This is a genomic window from Streptomyces sp. NPDC002701, from assembly GCF_042889045.1.
In the GTDB taxonomy this organism is placed as follows: domain Bacteria; phylum Actinomycetota; class Actinomycetes; order Streptomycetales; family Streptomycetaceae; genus Streptomyces.
This window is the reverse complement of the sequence record NZ_JBIAQL010000002.1, coordinates 47,018-63,374: the sequence shown is the minus strand read 5'-3', so window position 1 is coordinate 63,374 and position 16,357 is coordinate 47,018. Positions and strand designations below refer to the sequence as shown.

Genomic DNA, 16,357 nt, shown 5'->3' with positions numbered 1-16,357 from the left:
GTCCCGAAGGACGTAGAACCATGGCCGCCACCCCACAGAATCCCGCTGCCGCCGCGCCGCGCCGCAAGGTGAGCCGTCACCGCGGCGAGGGTCAGTGGGCCGCGGGTCACTTCACCCCGCTCAACGGCAACGAGCAGTTCAAGAAGGACGACGACGGTCTCAACGTACGGACGCGCATCGAGACGATCTACTCCAAGCGCGGCTTCGACTCGATCGACCCCAACGACCTGCGCGGCCGGATGCGCTGGTGGGGGCTCTACACCCAGCGCAAGCCCGGGATCGACGGCGGCAAGACCGCGGTCCTGGAGCCGGAGGAGCTCGACGACAAGTTCTTCATGCTGCGGGTGCGGATCGACGGCGGACGCCTCACCACCCGGCAGCTCCGCGTCATCGGCGAGATCTCCCAGGAGTTCGCGCGCGGCACCGCCGACATCACGGACCGGCAGAACATCCAGCTGCACTGGATCCGCATCGAGGACGTCCCGGAGATCTGGAACCGGCTGGAGGCCGTCGGGCTGTCCACGACCGAGGCGTGCGGCGACACGCCCCGCGTGATCATCGGCTCGCCCGTCGCGGGCATCGCCGAGGACGAGATCATCGACGGCACCCCGGCCATCGACGAGATCCACACCCGGTACATCGGCAGCAAGGAATTCTCCAACCTGCCCCGCAAGTTCAAGACGGCGATCTCCGGGTCCCCGCTCCTCGACGTCGCGCACGAGATCAACGACGTCGCGTTCGTCGGGGTCGAGCACCCCGAGCACGGCCCCGGTTTCGACCTGTGGGTCGGCGGCGGGCTGTCCACGAACCCGAAGATCGGCGTACGGCTGGGCGCCTGGGTCCCGCTCGACGAGGTGCCCGATGTCTGGGCGGGCGTGATCGGCATCTTCCGCGACTACGGCTACCGGCGGCTGCGCACCAGGGCCCGCCTCAAGTTCCTGGTCGCCGACTGGGGTCCGGAGAAGTTCCGCCAAATCCTGGAGGACGAGTACCTCAAGCGGGGGCTCGTCGACGGCCCGCCGCCGGCGCAGCCCCTGCAGCGCTGGCGCGACCACATCGGGGTGCACCGGCAGCAGGACGGCCGCCACTACGTGGGCTTCGCACCCCGCGTGGGCCGCGTCGACGGTGCCACGCTCACGAAGATCGCCGAACTCGCCGAGGCACACGGCTCGGGCCGGATCCGCACCACCGTCGAGCAGAAGATGATCGTGCTCGACGTGGAGCAGGAGCGGATCGACTCCCTCGTCGAGGGTCTCGAAACGCTCGACCTGAAGGTCAGGCCGTCCACCTTCCGGCGCGGCACGATGGCCTGCACCGGCATCGAGTACTGCAAGCTCGCCATCGTCGAGACCAAGGCGCGCGGCGCCGCGCTCATCGACGAATTGGAACGTCGCATCCCGCAGTTCGACGAGCCCCTCACCATCAACATCAACGGCTGCCCGAACGCCTGCGCCCGTATCCAGGTCGCGGACATCGGTCTCAAGGGCCAGCTGATGCTGGACGGCGAGGGCGAGCAGGTCGAGGGCTACCAGGTGCACCTGGGCGGCGCACTCGGCCTCGAGGCCGGGTTCGGCCGCAAGGTCCGCGGCCTGAAGGTCACCTCGGAGGAACTGCCCGACTACATCGAGCGCGTCCTGAAGCGTTTCGAGGAACAGCGCGAGGACGGCGAACGCTTCGCCACCTGGGCGACCCGCGCCTCCGAGGAGTCGCTGACATGAGCGAGCGTGCGGCGCCCTTCTACTGCCCCTACTGCGGCGACGAGGACCTGCGGCCCGGCGAGCAGGGGCACGGCGCCTGGGAATGCGGGGCGTGCAACCGAGCCTTCCAGCTGAAGTTCCTCGGGCTGCTGGCCCGGGGGGTCCGGCGCAACGACGGTGGAGGGGACGAGATATGACGGCCGTTCGGACCGATACCGATACGCACACCGACACCGGTACGCAGACCGGGGCCGACCGGGACGCCCGGCTCAGGGCACTCGCCGAGCAGGCCGGCCGGGACCTGGAGGACGCCTCCGCCCTGGAGATCCTCCAGTGGGCCGCCGACACCTTCGGCAAGCGGTTCTGCGTGACCTCCTCCATGGAGGACGCGGTGGTCGCCCACCTCGCCTCCCGCGCCCTCCCCGGCGTGGACGTCGTGTTCCTCGACACGGGATACCACTTCCCCGAGACCATCGGCACCCGGGACGCGGTCGAGGCCGTGATGGACGTCAACGTCATCACGCTCACCCCGCGGCAGACCGTGGCCGAGCAGGACGCCGAGCACGGGCCGAAGCTGCACGACCGCGACCCCGACCTGTGCTGCGCGCTGCGCAAGGTCGCGCCGCTGGAGCAGGGCCTGACCGAGTACCGCGCCTGGGCCACGGGGCTGCGCCGCGACGAGTCGCCGACCCGCGCGAACACCCCGGTCGTCGGCTGGGACGAGAAGCGCCGCAAGGTCAAGATCTCACCCATCGCCCGCTGGACGCAGGACGACGTGGACGCGTACGTCAGCGAGCACGGCGTGCTCACCAACCCGCTCCTCATGGACGGCTACCCGTCCGTCGGCTGCGCCCCCTGCACCCGCCGCGTGCTGGAGGGCGAGGACGCGCGCGCCGGCCGCTGGTCGGGCAGCGCGAAGACCGAGTGCGGACTGCACGGCTGACCATGACCGCGCCCTCGACGACCCCGATGAACCAGGAGAACCAAGTGACCGGAGCCACCGTCTGGCTCACGGGTCTGCCGAGCGCCGGCAAGACCACCATCGCGTACGAGCTGGCCACCCGGCTGCGCGAGGAGGGCCACCGCGTCGAGGTGCTCGACGGCGACGAGATCCGTACGTTCCTGACGGCCGGCCTCGGCTTCAGCCGCGAGGACCGGCACACCAACGTCCAGCGCATCGGCTTCGTCGCCGACCTGCTCTCCCGCAACGGCGTCAAGACGCTCGTACCGGTCATCGCCCCGTACGCGGACAGCCGCGAGGCGGTGCGCGAGCACCACCAGAAGAGCGGCACCGCGTATGTGGAGGTGCATGTCGCGACGCCGGTCGAGGTGTGCAGCGAGCGGGACGTCAAGGGCCTGTACGCCAAGCAGGCGGCGGGCGAGATCTCCGGGCTGACCGGGGTCGACGACCCGTACGAGGAGCCCGAGTCGCCCGACCTGCGCATCGAGTCGCACACCCAGTCCGTGCAGGAGTCCGCCGCGGCGCTGTACGCGCTGCTCGCCGAGAGGGGTCTCGCATGACGACGACCGTGCCCGACGTCTCCGAGGGCGGGACCGGCAGCCCGTACGCGCTCTCGCACCTGGACGCGCTGGAGTCCGAGGCGGTGCACATCTTCCGCGAGGTGGCGGGCGAGTTCGAGCGGCCGGTGATCCTCTTCTCCGGCGGCAAGGACTCCATCGTCATGCTGCACCTCGCACTGAAGGCGTTCGCCCCCGCCGCGGTGCCCTTCTCCCTGCTGCACGTGGACACCGGGCACAACTTCCCCGAGGTCCTGGAGTACCGCGACCGTACGGTCGAGAAGCACGGCCTGCGGCTGCACGTGGCCTCCGTGCAGGACTACATCGACCGCGGCGTCCTCAAGGAGCGCCCGGACGGGACGCGCAACCCGCTGCAGACCGTGCCGCTGACGGAGAAGATCCAGGCCGAGCGGTTCGACGCGGTCTTCGGCGGTGGCCGGCGCGACGAGGAGAAGGCCCGCGCCAAGGAGCGCGTCTTCTCCCTGCGGGACGAGTTCTCCCAGTGGGACCCGCGCCGTCAGCGCCCCGAGCTGTGGAACCTCTACAACGGCCGGCACGCCGCCGGCGAACACGTCCGCGTCTTCCCGCTGTCCAACTGGACCGAGCTGGACGTGTGGCAGTACATCGCCCGCGAGGGCATCGAGCTGCCGGAGATCTACTTCGCGCACGAGCGTGCCGTCTTCCGGCGCGCCGGCATGTGGCTCACGGCGGGCGACTGGGGCGGCCCCAAGGACGGGGAGAGCGTCGAGACCCGTCTCGTGCGCTACCGCACCGTCGGGGACATGTCCTGCACCGGCGCCGTCGACTCCGACGCCACCACCCTGGACACCGTGATCGCCGAGATCGCCGCCTCCCGGCTCACCGAGCGGGGCGCCACCCGCGCCGACGACAAGATGTCCGAGGCCGCGATGGAAGACCGCAAGCGCGAGGGGTACTTCTAGCCATGACCAGCACCATCGAGCCCATCGAGCCCCTGTCGGTCGAGCAGCTGTCCGCCACGACGCTGCTCCGGTTCGCGACCGCCGGTTCCGTCGACGACGGCAAGTCGACCCTCGTCGGCCGCCTGCTCCACGACTCCAAGTCGGTCCTCACCGACCAGCTCGAAGCCGTCGAGCACGCCTCACGCAACCGTGGCCAGGACACTCCCGACCTGGCCCTGCTCACCGACGGCCTGCGCGCCGAACGCGAACAGGGCATCACCATCGACGTGGCCTACCGCTACTTCGCCACGGCGAAACGGCGGTTCATCCTCGCCGACACCCCGGGGCACGTGCAGTACACCCGCAACATGGTCACCGGCGCCTCGACGGCCGAGCTGACGGTGGTCCTGGTCGACGCCCGCAACGGAGTCGTCGAGCAGACCCGCCGCCACGCCGCCATCGCCGCGCTGCTGCGCGTCCCGCACGTCGTGCTCGCCGTCAACAAGATGGACCTGGTCGACTACCGGGAACCGGTGTTCGCCGCGATCGCCGAGGAGTTCACGGCGTACGCCTCCGAACTGGGCGTCCCGGAGATCACCACGATCCCCATCTCCGCGCTCGCCGGGGACAACGTGGTGGACCCGTCCGCGAACATGGACTGGTACGGCGGGCCCACCTTCCTGGAGCACCTGGAGACCCTCCCGGTCAGCCACGACCTCGCGACCTGCCACGCGCGGCTGCCCGTGCAGTACGTGATCCGTCCGCAGACCGCCGAGCACCCGGACTACCGCGGGTACGCGGGCCAGATCGCAGCCGGCGCGTTCCGGGTCGGCGAGCAGGTCACCGTGCTGCCCTCCGGCCGTACGTCGCGGATCGCCGGGATCGACCTGCTGGGCGAGCCGGTCGACGTGGCCTGGACGACGCAGTCGGTGACGGTCCTCCTGGAGGACGACATCGACATCTCGCGCGGCGACCTGATCGTGCCGACCCAGGACGCGCCCGCGACCACGCAGGACATCGAGGCGACGGTCTGCCACGTCGCCGACGCGCCGCTGACCATCGGCCACCGCGTGCTGCTCAAGCACGGCACCCGCACGGTCAAGGCGCTCGTCAAGGACATCCCGTCGCGGCTGACCCTCGACGACCTGTCCCTGCACCCGCACCCGGGGCACCTGGTCGCCAACGACATCGGCCGCGTCAAGATCCGTACCGCCGAGCCGCTGCCGGTGGACTCGTACGCCGACTCCCGGCGCACCGGCTCGTTCATCCTGATCGACCCCGCCGACGGCACCACGCTGACCGCGGGCATGGTCGGCGAGTCCTTCGCCTCCCCGGAGCCGGTGAAGTCCGAGGCGGACGACGACGGGTGGGACTTCTGACATGACGGCCACCGACTTCTACTCCACGTTCGCGAAGGAGGGCGGCCGCGTCGGCAGCGGCGCCCTCGGCGCGGGACAGGGCGGAGTCGCGCGATGTGCGTGCTGACGTACGCGCACCGCCTGCGCGCCCCGTCCCCCCGCCCGCCGTCGCGGATACGACGAAGACCTGCCGACCTCCCGGCCACGACCTGAAGAACCGTGACCGCCGGGCCGACGAGAGGAACCCCTCCCGTGCCTGCCATTGGCTCCACACTGCTCCGCCGCGGCCTCGCCGTGGCCGCCGCGCTCCCCCTCCTCACGCTCGCCGCCTGCGGTTACGGTTCCGACGCCGAGGACGACGACACGTCGAAGGTCGCCGCCGAGGGCAAGAAGCTCTCCGCCGACACCGTCCGGATCGGCTACTTCCCGAACCTGACGCACGCCACCGCGCTCGTGGGTGACCAGAAGGGGCTGCTGCAGAAGGAGCTCGGGGGCACGAAGGCCACGTACTCGCAGTTCAACGCGGGTCCCTCGGAGATCGAGGCGCTCAACTCCGGTTCGATCGACATCGGCTGGATCGGCCCCTCCCCCGCCATCAACGGCTACAGCACGACGGACGGCAAGGGCCTGCGGATCATCGGCGGCTCCGCGTCCGGCGGGGTGAAGCTGGTCGTGAACCCCGACAAGATCACGTCCCTGAAGGACGTCAGGGGCAAGAAGATCGCGACCCCGCAGCTGGGCAACACGCAGGACGTGGCGTTCCTCAACTGGATCAGCGAGCAGGGCTGGAAGGTCGACGCCCAGAGCGGCAAGGGCGACGTCTCCGTGGTCCGCACGGACAACAAGATCACGCCCGACGCCTACAAGTCGGGCTCCATCGACGGCGCGTGGGTGCCGGAGCCGACCGCGTCCAAGCTGGTCGCCGAGGGCGCGAAGGTGCTGCTCGACGAGGCCGACCTGTGGCCGGACAAGAAGTTCGTGATCACGAACATCATCGTGTCGCAGAAGTTCCTGAAGGCGCACCCGGACGTCGTCGAGGCCGTGCTGCGCGGCTCGGTGAAGACGAACAAGTGGATCAACGCCAACCCGGACGAGGCGAAGGCCGCCGCGAACACCAAGCTCGAGGAGCTCTCCGGCAAGGCGCTGCCCGCCGAGGTCATCGACCCGGCGTGGAAGTCCATCCGGTTCACCGACGACCCGCTCGCCTCGACCCTCGACGCCGAGGCGGAGCACGCCGTGCAGGCCGGTCTGCTGGAGAAGCCCAGGCTCGACGGCATCTACGACCTCGCCCCGCTGAACAAGGTCCTTGAGGCCGAGGGCGAGAGCGCGGTCGACGACGCCGGTCTCGGCGTCAAGTAAGCCCGTCCACCGTTGATTCCCAGGAGGTGACGACCATGGCAACCGCCCTCGCCAGGACCGCCGACACCGGTACGCCGGTGGAGTACGCGGCCCGCATCGAGCACGTCTCGAAGTCCTTCGCCGGCCCCGCCGGGCAGCAGCTCGTCCTGGACGACATCACGCTCGATGTCCGGCCGGGCGAGTTCGTCACCCTCCTGGGAGCCTCCGGGTGCGGCAAGTCGACGCTGCTGAACCTGGTCGCCGGGCTCGACAAGCCGTCCGCGGGCGGCATCAGCACCGACGGCCGCCCGGCCCTGATGTTCCAGGAGCACGCCCTCTTCCCGTGGCTGACCGCGGGCAAGAACATCGAACTCGCCCTGCGGCTGCGGGGCCTGCCCAAGGGCGAGCGCCGCGACAGGGCGGAGGAGCTCCTGGAGCTCGTCCGGCTGAAGGGCGCGTACGGCAAGCGGGTGCACGAGCTGTCCGGCGGGATGCGGCAGCGGGTCGCGCTGGCCCGCGCGCTCGCCCAGGACAGCCAGCTGCTGCTGATGGACGAGCCGTTCGCGGCCCTCGACGCCATCACCCGGGACGTGCTGCACGACGAACTGACCCGTATCTGGCGCGAGACGAACCTGTCGGTGCTGTTCGTGACGCACAACGTGCGCGAGGCGGTGCGGCTCGCCGAGCGGGTGGTCCTGCTGTCCTCGCGTCCCGGGCGGATCGCGCGGGAGTGGACGGTCGACATCCCGCAGCCGCGCCGCATCGAGGACTCCGAGGTCGCGGAACTGTCCGTCGAGATCACCGAACAACTGCGTGGGGAGATCCGCCGCCATGGCCAGCACTGAGACGAGCGCCGTCGAGGACGGCGGCGTCACGAAGGGCGGCGCCGGGGACGGCGGGGGCGACCTCGCCGGACTGGAGGCGGGCCTCGACGCGCTGGAGACGACGGACCGGGCCGGACGGCCCGCGTTCCGCAAGACCTTCATGGAGAAGATCTTTCCGCCGATCGTCGCCGTGGCCCTGGTGCTGGTGGTCTGGCAGGTCCTGGTGTGGGCCGAGGTCACCGACAGCTACAAGCTGCCGGCGCCGTCCGCGGTCTGGGACGAGGTCCAGGACGCCTGGCTGCAGGGCACCCTCCTCGAGTACATCTGGACCAGCGTCTCCCGCGGCCTGCTGGGCTTCCTGATGGCCCTCGCGATCGGCACCCCACTGGGCCTGCTGGTCGCGCGGGTGAAGTTCGTCCGCGCGGCGATCGGCCCGATCCTGTCCGGACTCCAGTCGCTGCCGTCGGTGGCGTGGGTGCCGCCGGCCGTCCTGTGGCTGGGCCTCAACGACTCGATGATGTACGCGGTCATCCTGCTCGGCGCGGTCCCCTCGATCGCCAACGGGCTCGTCTCCGGCGTCGACCAGGTGCCGCCGCTGTTCCTGCGGGCGGGCCGCACCATGGGGGCGACGGGCCTGCGCGGCACCTGGCACATCGTGGTGCCGGCCGCGCTGCCCGGCTATCTCGCGGGTCTGAAGCAGGGCTGGGCGTTCTCGTGGCGCTCCCTGATGGCCGCCGAGATCATCGCGTCCTCGCCCGACCTGGGCGTCGGCCTCGGCCAGCTGCTGGAGAACGGCCGTACGGCCAACAGCATGCCCATGGTGTTCCTCGCCATCCTCCTCATCCTGATCGTCGGTATCGCCATCGACCTGCTGATCTTCAGCCCGCTGGAGCGGTGGGTCCTGCGCAGCCGCGGTCTGCTGGTGAAGAGCTGAGCCGGTCACGAACCGAATGAAGAGCTGACCTCCATGCCGCAACCGGTACTCCTCGTCATCGCCCACGGCAGCCGCGACCCGCGCCATGCCGCGACCGTGCACGCCCTGGTGAGCCGGGTGCGGGCGCGGCGGCCCGGGCTGCGCGTGGAGACCGGCTTCCTGGACTTCAACGTCCCGTCGGTCAGCGGCGTGCTGGAGTCGCTGGCCGCGGAGGGCGAGGACGTACGGGACGTGGTGGCCCTCCCGCTGCTGCTGACCCGCGCCTTCCACGCGAAGGCGGACATCCCGGCGGTGCTGCGCGAGGCGCCCGCCCGGCTGCGGATCCGGCAGGCCGAGGTGCTCGGCCCGTCGCCGCTGCTGACGGCCGCGCTCGAACGCCGCCTGTACGAGGCGGGGCTGTCCCCCGCCGACAAGTCCTCGACCGGGGTCGTGCTGGCCTCGGCGGGGTCCACGGACCCGGAGGCGATCGCGGTGATCGCGGGTGTCGCGCGGGAGTGGCGGCGGGCCGGCTGGTGCGCCGTGCGGCCCGCGTTCGCCTCCGCGGCTCTTCCCCGGACGGAGGAGGCGGTGCGGGAGCTGCGCGCGCTGGGGTGTGCGCGGGTGGCCGTCGCGCCGTATGTGCTCGCGCCGGGGTTCCTGCCGGACCGGATCGCGCGGGGCGCCGCGGACGCCGACGTTCTGGCGTCCGTGCTGGGTCCGGCGCCGGAGGTGTCCCGCCTCCTCCTCGCCCGCTACGACGAGACGTGCCGCCCGGCGCGCCTCGCCTCGCTGGGCGCCTGAACCTGTTCTCCGCCCACGCCGCCCCTACCCGACCCTGGGGGCTGCGTCCCCGGACCCACCTGTCGCGGCGGACGCGGGAGCGTGCACGGCTGCTGCGGCGGCGTCGGCGAGCCGGACCAGTTCGGACACCGGCATGGAGCCGGCCGCCCGCCGGGCGCGCGCGAAGTCGCCGGCGAGCCGTTGCAGCAGGTCGTTGAGCGGGGTCGGCACCCCGTGCAGCCGGCCGAGGAGGGCGATCTCGCCGTTGAGGTAGTCGGCCTCGATGGTGCCGGTGCCGCGGTCGAGCGACTGCCAGGACGAGCCGCCGCCCCGCACCGGAGTGCCGTCGAGCGGCACGAGGCGCATCTTGCCGGCGCGGGCCTCCTTCTGTTCCTCCACGGAGACGTGCGGGATGCCCGCGGCGGCGAGCACGGCCTCGCCCTCGGCGCGTACCCGGGCGGTGAGCGCGGCGGCCTCCTCGGTGTCGGTCACGCCGCTGACCGCCTCGACGGCGTTGGCGAGGTTGGCCAGCAGCTTGGCGTACTGCCAGCGCGTCACGTCGGCCACCACCGGCGCCTCGAAGCGGGAGGCGGTCAGGTCGGCGGCGACGGCCCGCGCGGTGTCGTCCGTGCCGTGCGGGAAGCGCCCGAGGTGCAGGATGCCGGTGAGGGGCGCACCGGCCGCCGACACCACTCCCGGCTCGACGAAGGTGGCGGGCAGCCACACGCACACGCCGTACACCCGCCGGAAGCGGCGCAGCGCGAGGCGCTGGCTCTCCACCCCGTTCTGCGCGCAGACCAGCGGCAGCCGCTCGGCCGCCGTACCGCCGCCGGCGACGGGCGCGGGGCCCCATGCCTCCAGCGCGGCCACGCTGTCCTGCGTCTTGACGGCGAGCACGAGGACGTCGTCCGCGCGGAGTTCACCGAGGGCGCCGGGCCCGTCGACGGTGGGCAGGTGGTGGGTGCGGGGTCCGTCGGGCGTCACGAGGCGCAGTCCGCGCTCCCGCAGCGCCGCGTACTGCGCGCCGCGGGCGACGAGCACCACGTCGTGTCCGGACTCGGCGAGCCGGCCGCCGACGGCCCCGCCCACGGCACCTGCTCCGATGATGAGGTAGCGCATGGGTCCGAGCCTGCCACAGTCGCGGTCACGGCCCGGCGACGGCCCGCACCGTGCCCGCCGCGACCGCGGTGTGCCGCTCAGCCGCCGGTGAGCTCCACGAGTTTGACGACGGTGTTCCAGTTGCGCGTGGTGGCGACGACGCCCTTCGTCAGGCGGGGCTTCGCGAGGGTCTCCGCCAGCCTGGACCGGCCGAGGCCGTCCGGGGCGTACAGGTACAGGACCCGGTCGCCGAGGCGGAACTCCTCGGGCAGGAACGCCTGTCGGTCGACCGCTTCGAAGCGGTCGGGCCCGACGGCTTCCGAGAAGTACGTGGCGTGCAGCTGCCTGGCCTCCAGGTCGGCCGCCGGGAAGGGGCAGTCGTCGAGCACGGCCCGCAGATACGCGTGGTCGCGCACCAGCACGTCGACCGTGAAGCCGAAGCGCTCCGCCAGGGCCCCCGACACCTCGGCGGCGAGCGAGTCCTCGTCCCCGTGGTCGCTGGAGAACACGGCGTTCCCGCTCTGCAGGTACGTGCGCACGGCCCCGTACCCGAGTCCTTCGAGCAGGGTGCGCAGTTCGGCCATCGGCACCTTCCGGCTGCCGCCCACGTTGATCCCGCGCAGCAGCGCCGCGTACGTCGTCGTCCCGGCAGTCGTCCCCGTAGTCATCCGCACACCCTACGGCGGCCGTCGTGCCCCGTGGGGGTGGGCACGAAGGCCGCCGTCCGGGCTGCCCCGCCACCGCAGGTTACCGACCGGTCGGCTCGGCCGCGACCCCCGAGGAGCCGGTGTACGTGTAAGGGGCGTCCGTCCTCCTCAGTGCGGAGACCGCGGGGTCCGGGGGGAGGAGGCCGGTGGGCCCGACTTCGACAAGGAGCACGAGGAGAGCCACTTATTCGCGCCATACCTTCGTGTCAAAGGTGTCGGCAGGGGGTCGGCGCCCGGAACGAGGGGGCAGGCCCGTCATGGGTAAGGGAGACACGCGGGTACGGGGGATAGCGGCCCGGGCCGGCGGCTGGAGTGCCCGGCACCGCTGGGCGGCCGTCGGGATCTGGGTGCTGTTCGTCGTTCTGGCGATGGGACTCGGCTCGGCGGCGGGCACCGTCGAGCTCAAGGACAGCGAGCAGCTCGGGGGCGAGACGAGCCAGGCCGCCGCCATCGCGGAGAAGGCGGGGATCGAGGAGCCGGCCGGGGAGACCGTACTCCTCCAGGGCCGGGACGCGGGCCTCAGGGCGACCGACACCGAGTTCCGCGCCGCCGTCGCGGCCGTGGTCGAAGCGGTCGAGGGCACCGGCGAGGTGACCGATGTGACCTCGCCGTACGAGACCGGCACGATCTCGAAGGACGGCCGGAGCGCGCTGGTGCAGTTCGACATGCGCGGCGACGCGGACACGGCGGGCGAGCGGGTGGAGCCCGTGCTGAAGGCCGTCGAGGGGGTCCAGAAGGACCACGAGGCGTTGCGGATCGAGGAGATCGGCGGCGCCAGCATGAACAAGACGTTCGACGACGCGTTCGGCGACGACTTCCGGCAGGCCGAGTTCTCCGCCGTGCCGGTGGCCCTCGGCATCCTGCTGGTCGCGTTCGGCGCGCTGGTGGCGGCGCTGGTGCCGGTCCTGCTGGCGATCACCGCGATCATGGCCACGATGGGCCTGATGATGATCGTCAGCCACATCCAGCCGATGGACGACACGTCCAGCTCGGTGATGCTGCTCGTCGGGCTCGCGGTCGGCGTCGACTACTGCCTGTTCTATCTGCGGCGCGAGCGCGAGGAACGCGCGGCGGGGCGGGACCCCGAGACCGCGCTGCGCATCGCCGCGGCGACCAGCGGCCGGGCCATCATCGTCTCCGGCGTCACGGTGTGCGTCGCGATGGCGGGCATGCTGTTCACGGGGATCGCCACCTTCAAGGCGATGGGTCTCGCCTCGCTGATGGTGGTGGCCGTCGCCATGGTCGGCTCGGTGACGGTGCTCCCCGCGGTGCTCTCGCTGCTCGGCACGCGGGTCGAGAAGGGCCGCATCCCGTTCCTGCACCCGGACAAGCGCCGGAAGTCCGAGAGCGGCCGGGACAAGGGCAGCCGCTTCTGGACGAGCGTGCTGCGCGTGGTGCTGGCCAGGCCGGCGATCTCGCTGGTCGTCGCGACGGGCGCCCTGCTGGCCATCGCGGCCCCCGCACTCGGCATGAAGACCCAGAACCTCACACTGGACCAGGAGTTCGGGGACTCGCTGCCGATCGTGGCGACGTACGACCGGGTGAACGAGGCGTTCCCCGGCGGCTCCGACCCGGCCGAGGTCGTCGTCAGGGCGGACGACATCAACTCCGCCGAGGTGAAGTCCGCGCTCGCCGACTTCCGTGCGCAGGCGGTCAGTTCGGGCGCCTCACGCGGCCCGGTCGACGTGAAGGTGCACGACGCGCAGAACATCGCCTTCGTGTACGTACCGCTGGTGGGCGGGTCGAACCTCGACAAGGCCGGGAAGAGCCTGGAGATCATCCGCGACGAGGTCCGTCCCGCGACGCTCGGCAAGGTCGACGGCGTCGAGGCCCCGGTGTCCGGTCAGGTGGCCGGGTCGAAGGACTTCAACGACCAGCTCGGCAGCGCGGTGGCCCCGGTCTTCGCCTTCGTCGTGGTCTTCGCCTTCCTGCTGATGCTCCTGTCGTTCCGCTCGCTGACGATCGCGGTCACCTCGATCATCCTCAACCTCCTGTCGGTGGGCGCGGCGTACGGCATCCTGGTCGCCGTCTTCCAGCACGGCTGGGGTGCGTCGCTGGTGGGCGCCGAAGGGGTGGGCGCCATCATCACCTGGCTGCCGCTGTTCCTCTTCGTGATCCTCTTCGGGCTCTCGATGGACTACCACGTGTTCGTGGTCTCGCGGATCCGGGAGGCGCGGCTGCGGGGGCTGACGACGCGGGACGCCATCCAGCACGGGGTGGTCACGACGGCCGGTGTCATCACCAGTGCCGCCGTCATCATGGTCGCCGTCTTCGCCATCTTCGGCACGCTGTCCATGCAGTCCATGAAGCAGATGGGCGTGGGCCTCGCGGCCGCGGTCCTCATCGACGCGACGATCATCCGCGGTGTGCTGCTCCCGGCGGTCATGGCGATGCTCGGCGAACGCAACTGGTACTTCCCGAAGTGGCTGCACCGCCTGCCGGACCTCAGCCACGACGAGTCGTTCGAGGCGCCGTCCACGACGCCGCCGCCTCCGGCGGTCGCGGGCGAGAAGGTCGGCGTCTGACCGGCCGGTTCCCGTACGGAACGGCGGCGGTGCCGGGGCATGTGCCCCGGCCCCGCCGCCGTGCGGCCGCGGTGCCGTGCGGGCGCGGTGGCGTTCAGGCCGCGGTGGTGACCTCTTCGCGCTCGAAGGAGTCGATCGTGCGCGTGAAGTCGCGGGTGGAGAGCAGCAGCTTGTAGATGATGGCGAGTTCGAAGACGAGCAGCAGGGCCCCGGATACGATGGTCGCCTCGATGACCGAGTCGAAGAGCGGGCCGAGAATGAAGACACCCATCTGGAATTCGATGCCGCTCACCAGATGCGTACGGATGCGGTGCCGCAGGAAGAAGGACCGCGCGCGGAGATAGACCGGAAAGCGGTGCCGGAACTCCTGGTGGAGGTCGACCACCTGAGCCTGGGACTTGGTTTGGGCCTGGATTTCAGCCGGGTCCTGATCCTGGGACTGGCTTCGAGCCTGGGCCTGAGTCCCGGCCTCTTCCCCGGCCCCCGGATCGGAAACGGCCGCCGGTGCCGTCGCCGAAGGCGTCGCGGCCTTCCGGAGGTCCTGCTCGATGTCCGCCTCGGGATTGTCGCGCAGCAGGTCCTCCATGAAGGCGAGTTCCGCGGCGTTCTCCGCGCGCCGGGCCTCCCGTACCCGTGCCTTGATCTGCTTGCGCATGGTGTGGCGGATCTTGAAGATCTCCAGGCCGTTGATGTAGCGCAGCGTGTCGAGCCCGACGACGGCGGCGGCCAGCCAGATGTAGATCGTCTCGCCGGTGCGGTCGTACTGCCCGGCCATCAGCGCGACCCCGCACACCGCCACCCGGATGCGGTCGAAGACGAAGTCGAGCCAGGCGCCGAAGACCGAGCCCTGGCCGGTGAGGCGGGCCACCTTGCCGTCCATGCAGTCGAGGACGAAGCTCAGGTGGTAGACGAACGCGCCGGCGACCAGCCACCGCCAGTCACCGAACGCGAAGCACGCCGCCGAGACCAGGCCGAGCAGGAACGCCCCCCAGGTGATCTGGTTCGGCGTGATCCTCGTGTACTTCGCGGTGAGCCGCACCAGCGGGGTGGCGACCGGGTCGACGAGCAGCACGGTCCACCAGGCGTCCCGCTTCTTCTCGGTGATGCGGCGCACCTCTGCGAGGGGCGGTATGTCACGGCGCATAGGTCAACTTCCCAAAGTTCGTTCGGAGTTCACCTCACGCTAAGAACCTGTTCGGAGAAAGAACAAGAAGAGGCCAGTGCAACCTTCCGCGGGGGTCGGCGGTCGTACTGAATGACCCGGTCCATGACCGGATAACGCGAACCCCGCGTTATCCGAGCGTTATCGAGCGACCGTCCCGTTATCCAAAGTGCGCCATGGCTTCACCGAATGCGCGCAACCGTGACCCGGGGGAATTCCGGCTTCGCTGACGGTGACCGGATCGGGCACTTCGCGGCTCACCGGCGTCCTTCGGGAATTTCCGCCTCGATCAGATCCGCCGCGCGTGCGGTTCCCCCCTCGGCCGCCATCTCCGCCTTGATCCGCGCGAGCCTGCGCGCGGCCTCCGGGTCGTCGGCGATCGTGAGGACGGCCTCGCGCAGGGTGTCGGCGGTCACCTCCTCCATCGGCAGGTGGCGGGCGACCCCGAGCGACTGGAGCATGTCCGCGTTGCCGAACTGGTCGACGGCCTGGGGTACGCAGACCATCGGCGTGGCGGTCGCCATGCCCTCCTGGCTGCCGCCGGCCCCGGCGTGCGTGACGAAGGCGTCGGCCTGCCTGAGGACGGACAGCTGCGGGACCCAGGCGTGCGCCTCCACGTTCGCCGGGAGGTCGCCGAGCTCGGCCGGGTCGACGTGCTTGCCGATCTGCAGCACCAGATGCCAGCCCGGCAGGTCACCGAACGCCTGCACGCACGTGCGGTAGAAGGCGGGCTGCTTGGTGAACGAGGACCCCAGCGACACGAGCAGGACGCGCTCGGCGCCCTCGGGCCGCCGCCACTCCCCCTGGGCAGCACGGTCGCCCTGGCAGGCGCCGACGAACGTGTACACGGACTCGTCGACCCGGTCGGCGTGCGGCTGGAGGGCCTTCGGGATGAGGACCAGGGAACGGTCGGGGCGGCCGACGAAGGAGTCGGGGTCCAGGTCGATCCCGTTCTCGTCCAGCCATGCCTGGAACCGGGCGAAGTACGCCCGGCCCCGCTCCGTCTTCCTCGGCTCCGCCCACATGGGCTCGGCGACCTCCTCCTCGTAGCCGTCCCAGGCGACGAGGTTCGGCGAGAGGGAGACGACCGGGACGCCCCAGCGGTGGCCGAGGACGCGGGCGGGGTACGCGGTGATGTCGTGCAGGACGAGGTCCGGCTCGTCGCCCTCGTACGCCTCGATGAGCTGCGGCAGTGCCTGGACGGCGTCCGCGAGGAAGGGTTCCACGTTGTCGAGCAGCGTGGTTCCCCATGCCTCGGGGTCGTCGTCGGGTGACGGCAGGGTCGACTTCCAGAGCTTCGGCTCGGCACCCGTCTGCGCCACCGTGTCGGCGAAGGCCGGCGGAATCGCGTACGTGACCCGGTGGCCGCGGGCGACGAGCTCCCGGATCACCTCGAGGCTCGGATTCACGTGCCCGTGAGCGGCGATGGAGAACATGGCGATGTGCGCAGGACGCGAGACGATCATGCCGCCAACCCTAAGCAAGACGAGACGTCTCGTACAACCGAATAACCGTCC

15 protein-coding genes are annotated in these 16,357 nt (G+C 71.0%); 11 read left to right on the top strand and 4 right to left on the bottom strand.

Annotation, left to right across the window (positions count from 1 at the left end):
* Positions 1-20 precede the first annotated feature (20 nt).
* The 10 genes from ACFYXC_RS04740 to ACFYXC_RS04695 all read left to right on the top strand — a co-directional run bounded on the left by ACFYXC_RS04740 (position 21) and on the right by ACFYXC_RS04695 (position 9,369).
* Positions 21-1,718, top strand: coding sequence for a nitrite/sulfite reductase (locus ACFYXC_RS04740; protein WP_389546929.1), 1,698 nt, complete (start codon positions 21-23; stop codon positions 1,716-1,718).
* The gene (locus tag ACFYXC_RS04735; protein WP_388907933.1) at positions 1,715-1,894 is read left to right on the top strand and encodes a hypothetical protein; all 180 of its coding nucleotides are present in this window, start codon (positions 1,715-1,717) and stop codon (positions 1,892-1,894) included. Before ACFYXC_RS04740 ends, ACFYXC_RS04735 begins: the two co-directional genes overlap by 4 nt.
* Complete coding sequence (locus tag ACFYXC_RS04730) at positions 1,891-2,640, top strand: phosphoadenylyl-sulfate reductase (RefSeq protein ID WP_389546926.1); 750 nt, start codon at positions 1,891-1,893, stop codon at positions 2,638-2,640. Before ACFYXC_RS04735 ends, ACFYXC_RS04730 begins: the two co-directional genes overlap by 4 nt.
* A gap of 2 nt (positions 2,641-2,642) precedes the next feature.
* Positions 2,643-3,218, top strand: a complete 576-nt coding sequence (cysC, locus tag ACFYXC_RS04725) for an adenylyl-sulfate kinase (RefSeq protein ID WP_389546923.1) — start codon at positions 2,643-2,645, stop codon at positions 3,216-3,218.
* The gene (cysD, locus tag ACFYXC_RS04720) at positions 3,215-4,156 is read left to right on the top strand and encodes a sulfate adenylyltransferase subunit CysD (RefSeq protein ID WP_389546920.1); all 942 of its coding nucleotides are present in this window, start codon (positions 3,215-3,217) and stop codon (positions 4,154-4,156) included. The genes cysC and cysD overlap by 4 nt, the downstream gene beginning before the upstream one ends.
* Before the next feature lie 2 nt (positions 4,157-4,158).
* Positions 4,159-5,514, top strand: a complete 1,356-nt coding sequence (locus ACFYXC_RS04715) for a sulfate adenylyltransferase subunit 1 (RefSeq protein WP_388907941.1) — start codon at positions 4,159-4,161, stop codon at positions 5,512-5,514.
* A gap of 231 nt (positions 5,515-5,745) precedes the next feature.
* The gene (locus ACFYXC_RS04710) at positions 5,746-6,852 is read left to right on the top strand and encodes an ABC transporter substrate-binding protein (RefSeq protein WP_388907944.1); all 1,107 of its coding nucleotides are present in this window, start codon (positions 5,746-5,748) and stop codon (positions 6,850-6,852) included.
* A 35-nt stretch (positions 6,853-6,887) separates the two neighbouring features.
* The gene (locus tag ACFYXC_RS04705) at positions 6,888-7,676 is read left to right on the top strand and encodes an ABC transporter ATP-binding protein (protein ID WP_388907946.1); all 789 of its coding nucleotides are present in this window, start codon (positions 6,888-6,890) and stop codon (positions 7,674-7,676) included.
* Entirely contained in the window at positions 7,663-8,589 is a 927-nt protein-coding gene (locus ACFYXC_RS04700; RefSeq protein WP_389546916.1) for an ABC transporter permease, read from the top strand. Before ACFYXC_RS04705 ends, ACFYXC_RS04700 begins: the two co-directional genes overlap by 14 nt.
* 33 nt (positions 8,590-8,622) lie before the next feature.
* Positions 8,623-9,369 (top strand): sirohydrochlorin chelatase, encoded by a 747-nt coding sequence (locus ACFYXC_RS04695; RefSeq protein ID WP_389546913.1) that lies wholly within the window; start codon positions 8,623-8,625, stop codon positions 9,367-9,369.
* A gap of 24 nt (positions 9,370-9,393) precedes the next feature.
* On the opposite strand, the gene ACFYXC_RS04690 is transcribed toward ACFYXC_RS04695, so the two are convergent.
* Positions 9,394-10,467, bottom strand: coding sequence for a ketopantoate reductase family protein (locus ACFYXC_RS04690; RefSeq protein WP_389546910.1), 1,074 nt, complete (start codon positions 10,465-10,467; stop codon positions 9,394-9,396).
* Between the two features lie 77 nt (positions 10,468-10,544).
* Positions 10,545-11,114, bottom strand: a complete 570-nt coding sequence (locus ACFYXC_RS04685) for a DUF1697 domain-containing protein (protein WP_389546908.1) — start codon at positions 11,112-11,114, stop codon at positions 10,545-10,547.
* A 296-nt stretch (positions 11,115-11,410) separates the two neighbouring features.
* Here ACFYXC_RS04685 and ACFYXC_RS04680 point away from each other — a divergent pair, with 296 nt between their 5' ends.
* Positions 11,411-13,678, top strand: a complete 2,268-nt coding sequence (locus ACFYXC_RS04680; protein WP_389546905.1) for an MMPL family transporter — start codon at positions 11,411-11,413, stop codon at positions 13,676-13,678.
* A gap of 94 nt (positions 13,679-13,772) precedes the next feature.
* Here the strand turns inward: ACFYXC_RS04680 and ACFYXC_RS04675 are convergent, their stop codons facing one another.
* Positions 13,773-14,822 (bottom strand): CDP-alcohol phosphatidyltransferase family protein, encoded by a 1,050-nt coding sequence (locus ACFYXC_RS04675; RefSeq protein WP_389546902.1) that lies wholly within the window; start codon positions 14,820-14,822, stop codon positions 13,773-13,775.
* A gap of 275 nt (positions 14,823-15,097) precedes the next feature.
* Positions 15,098-16,306: a macrolide-inactivating glycosyltransferase gene (gene mgt, locus ACFYXC_RS04670; protein WP_389546900.1), complete on the bottom strand. Its 1,209-nt coding sequence runs from the start codon at positions 16,304-16,306 to the stop codon at positions 15,098-15,100.
* Between the last annotated feature and the right edge of the window lie 51 nt (positions 16,307-16,357).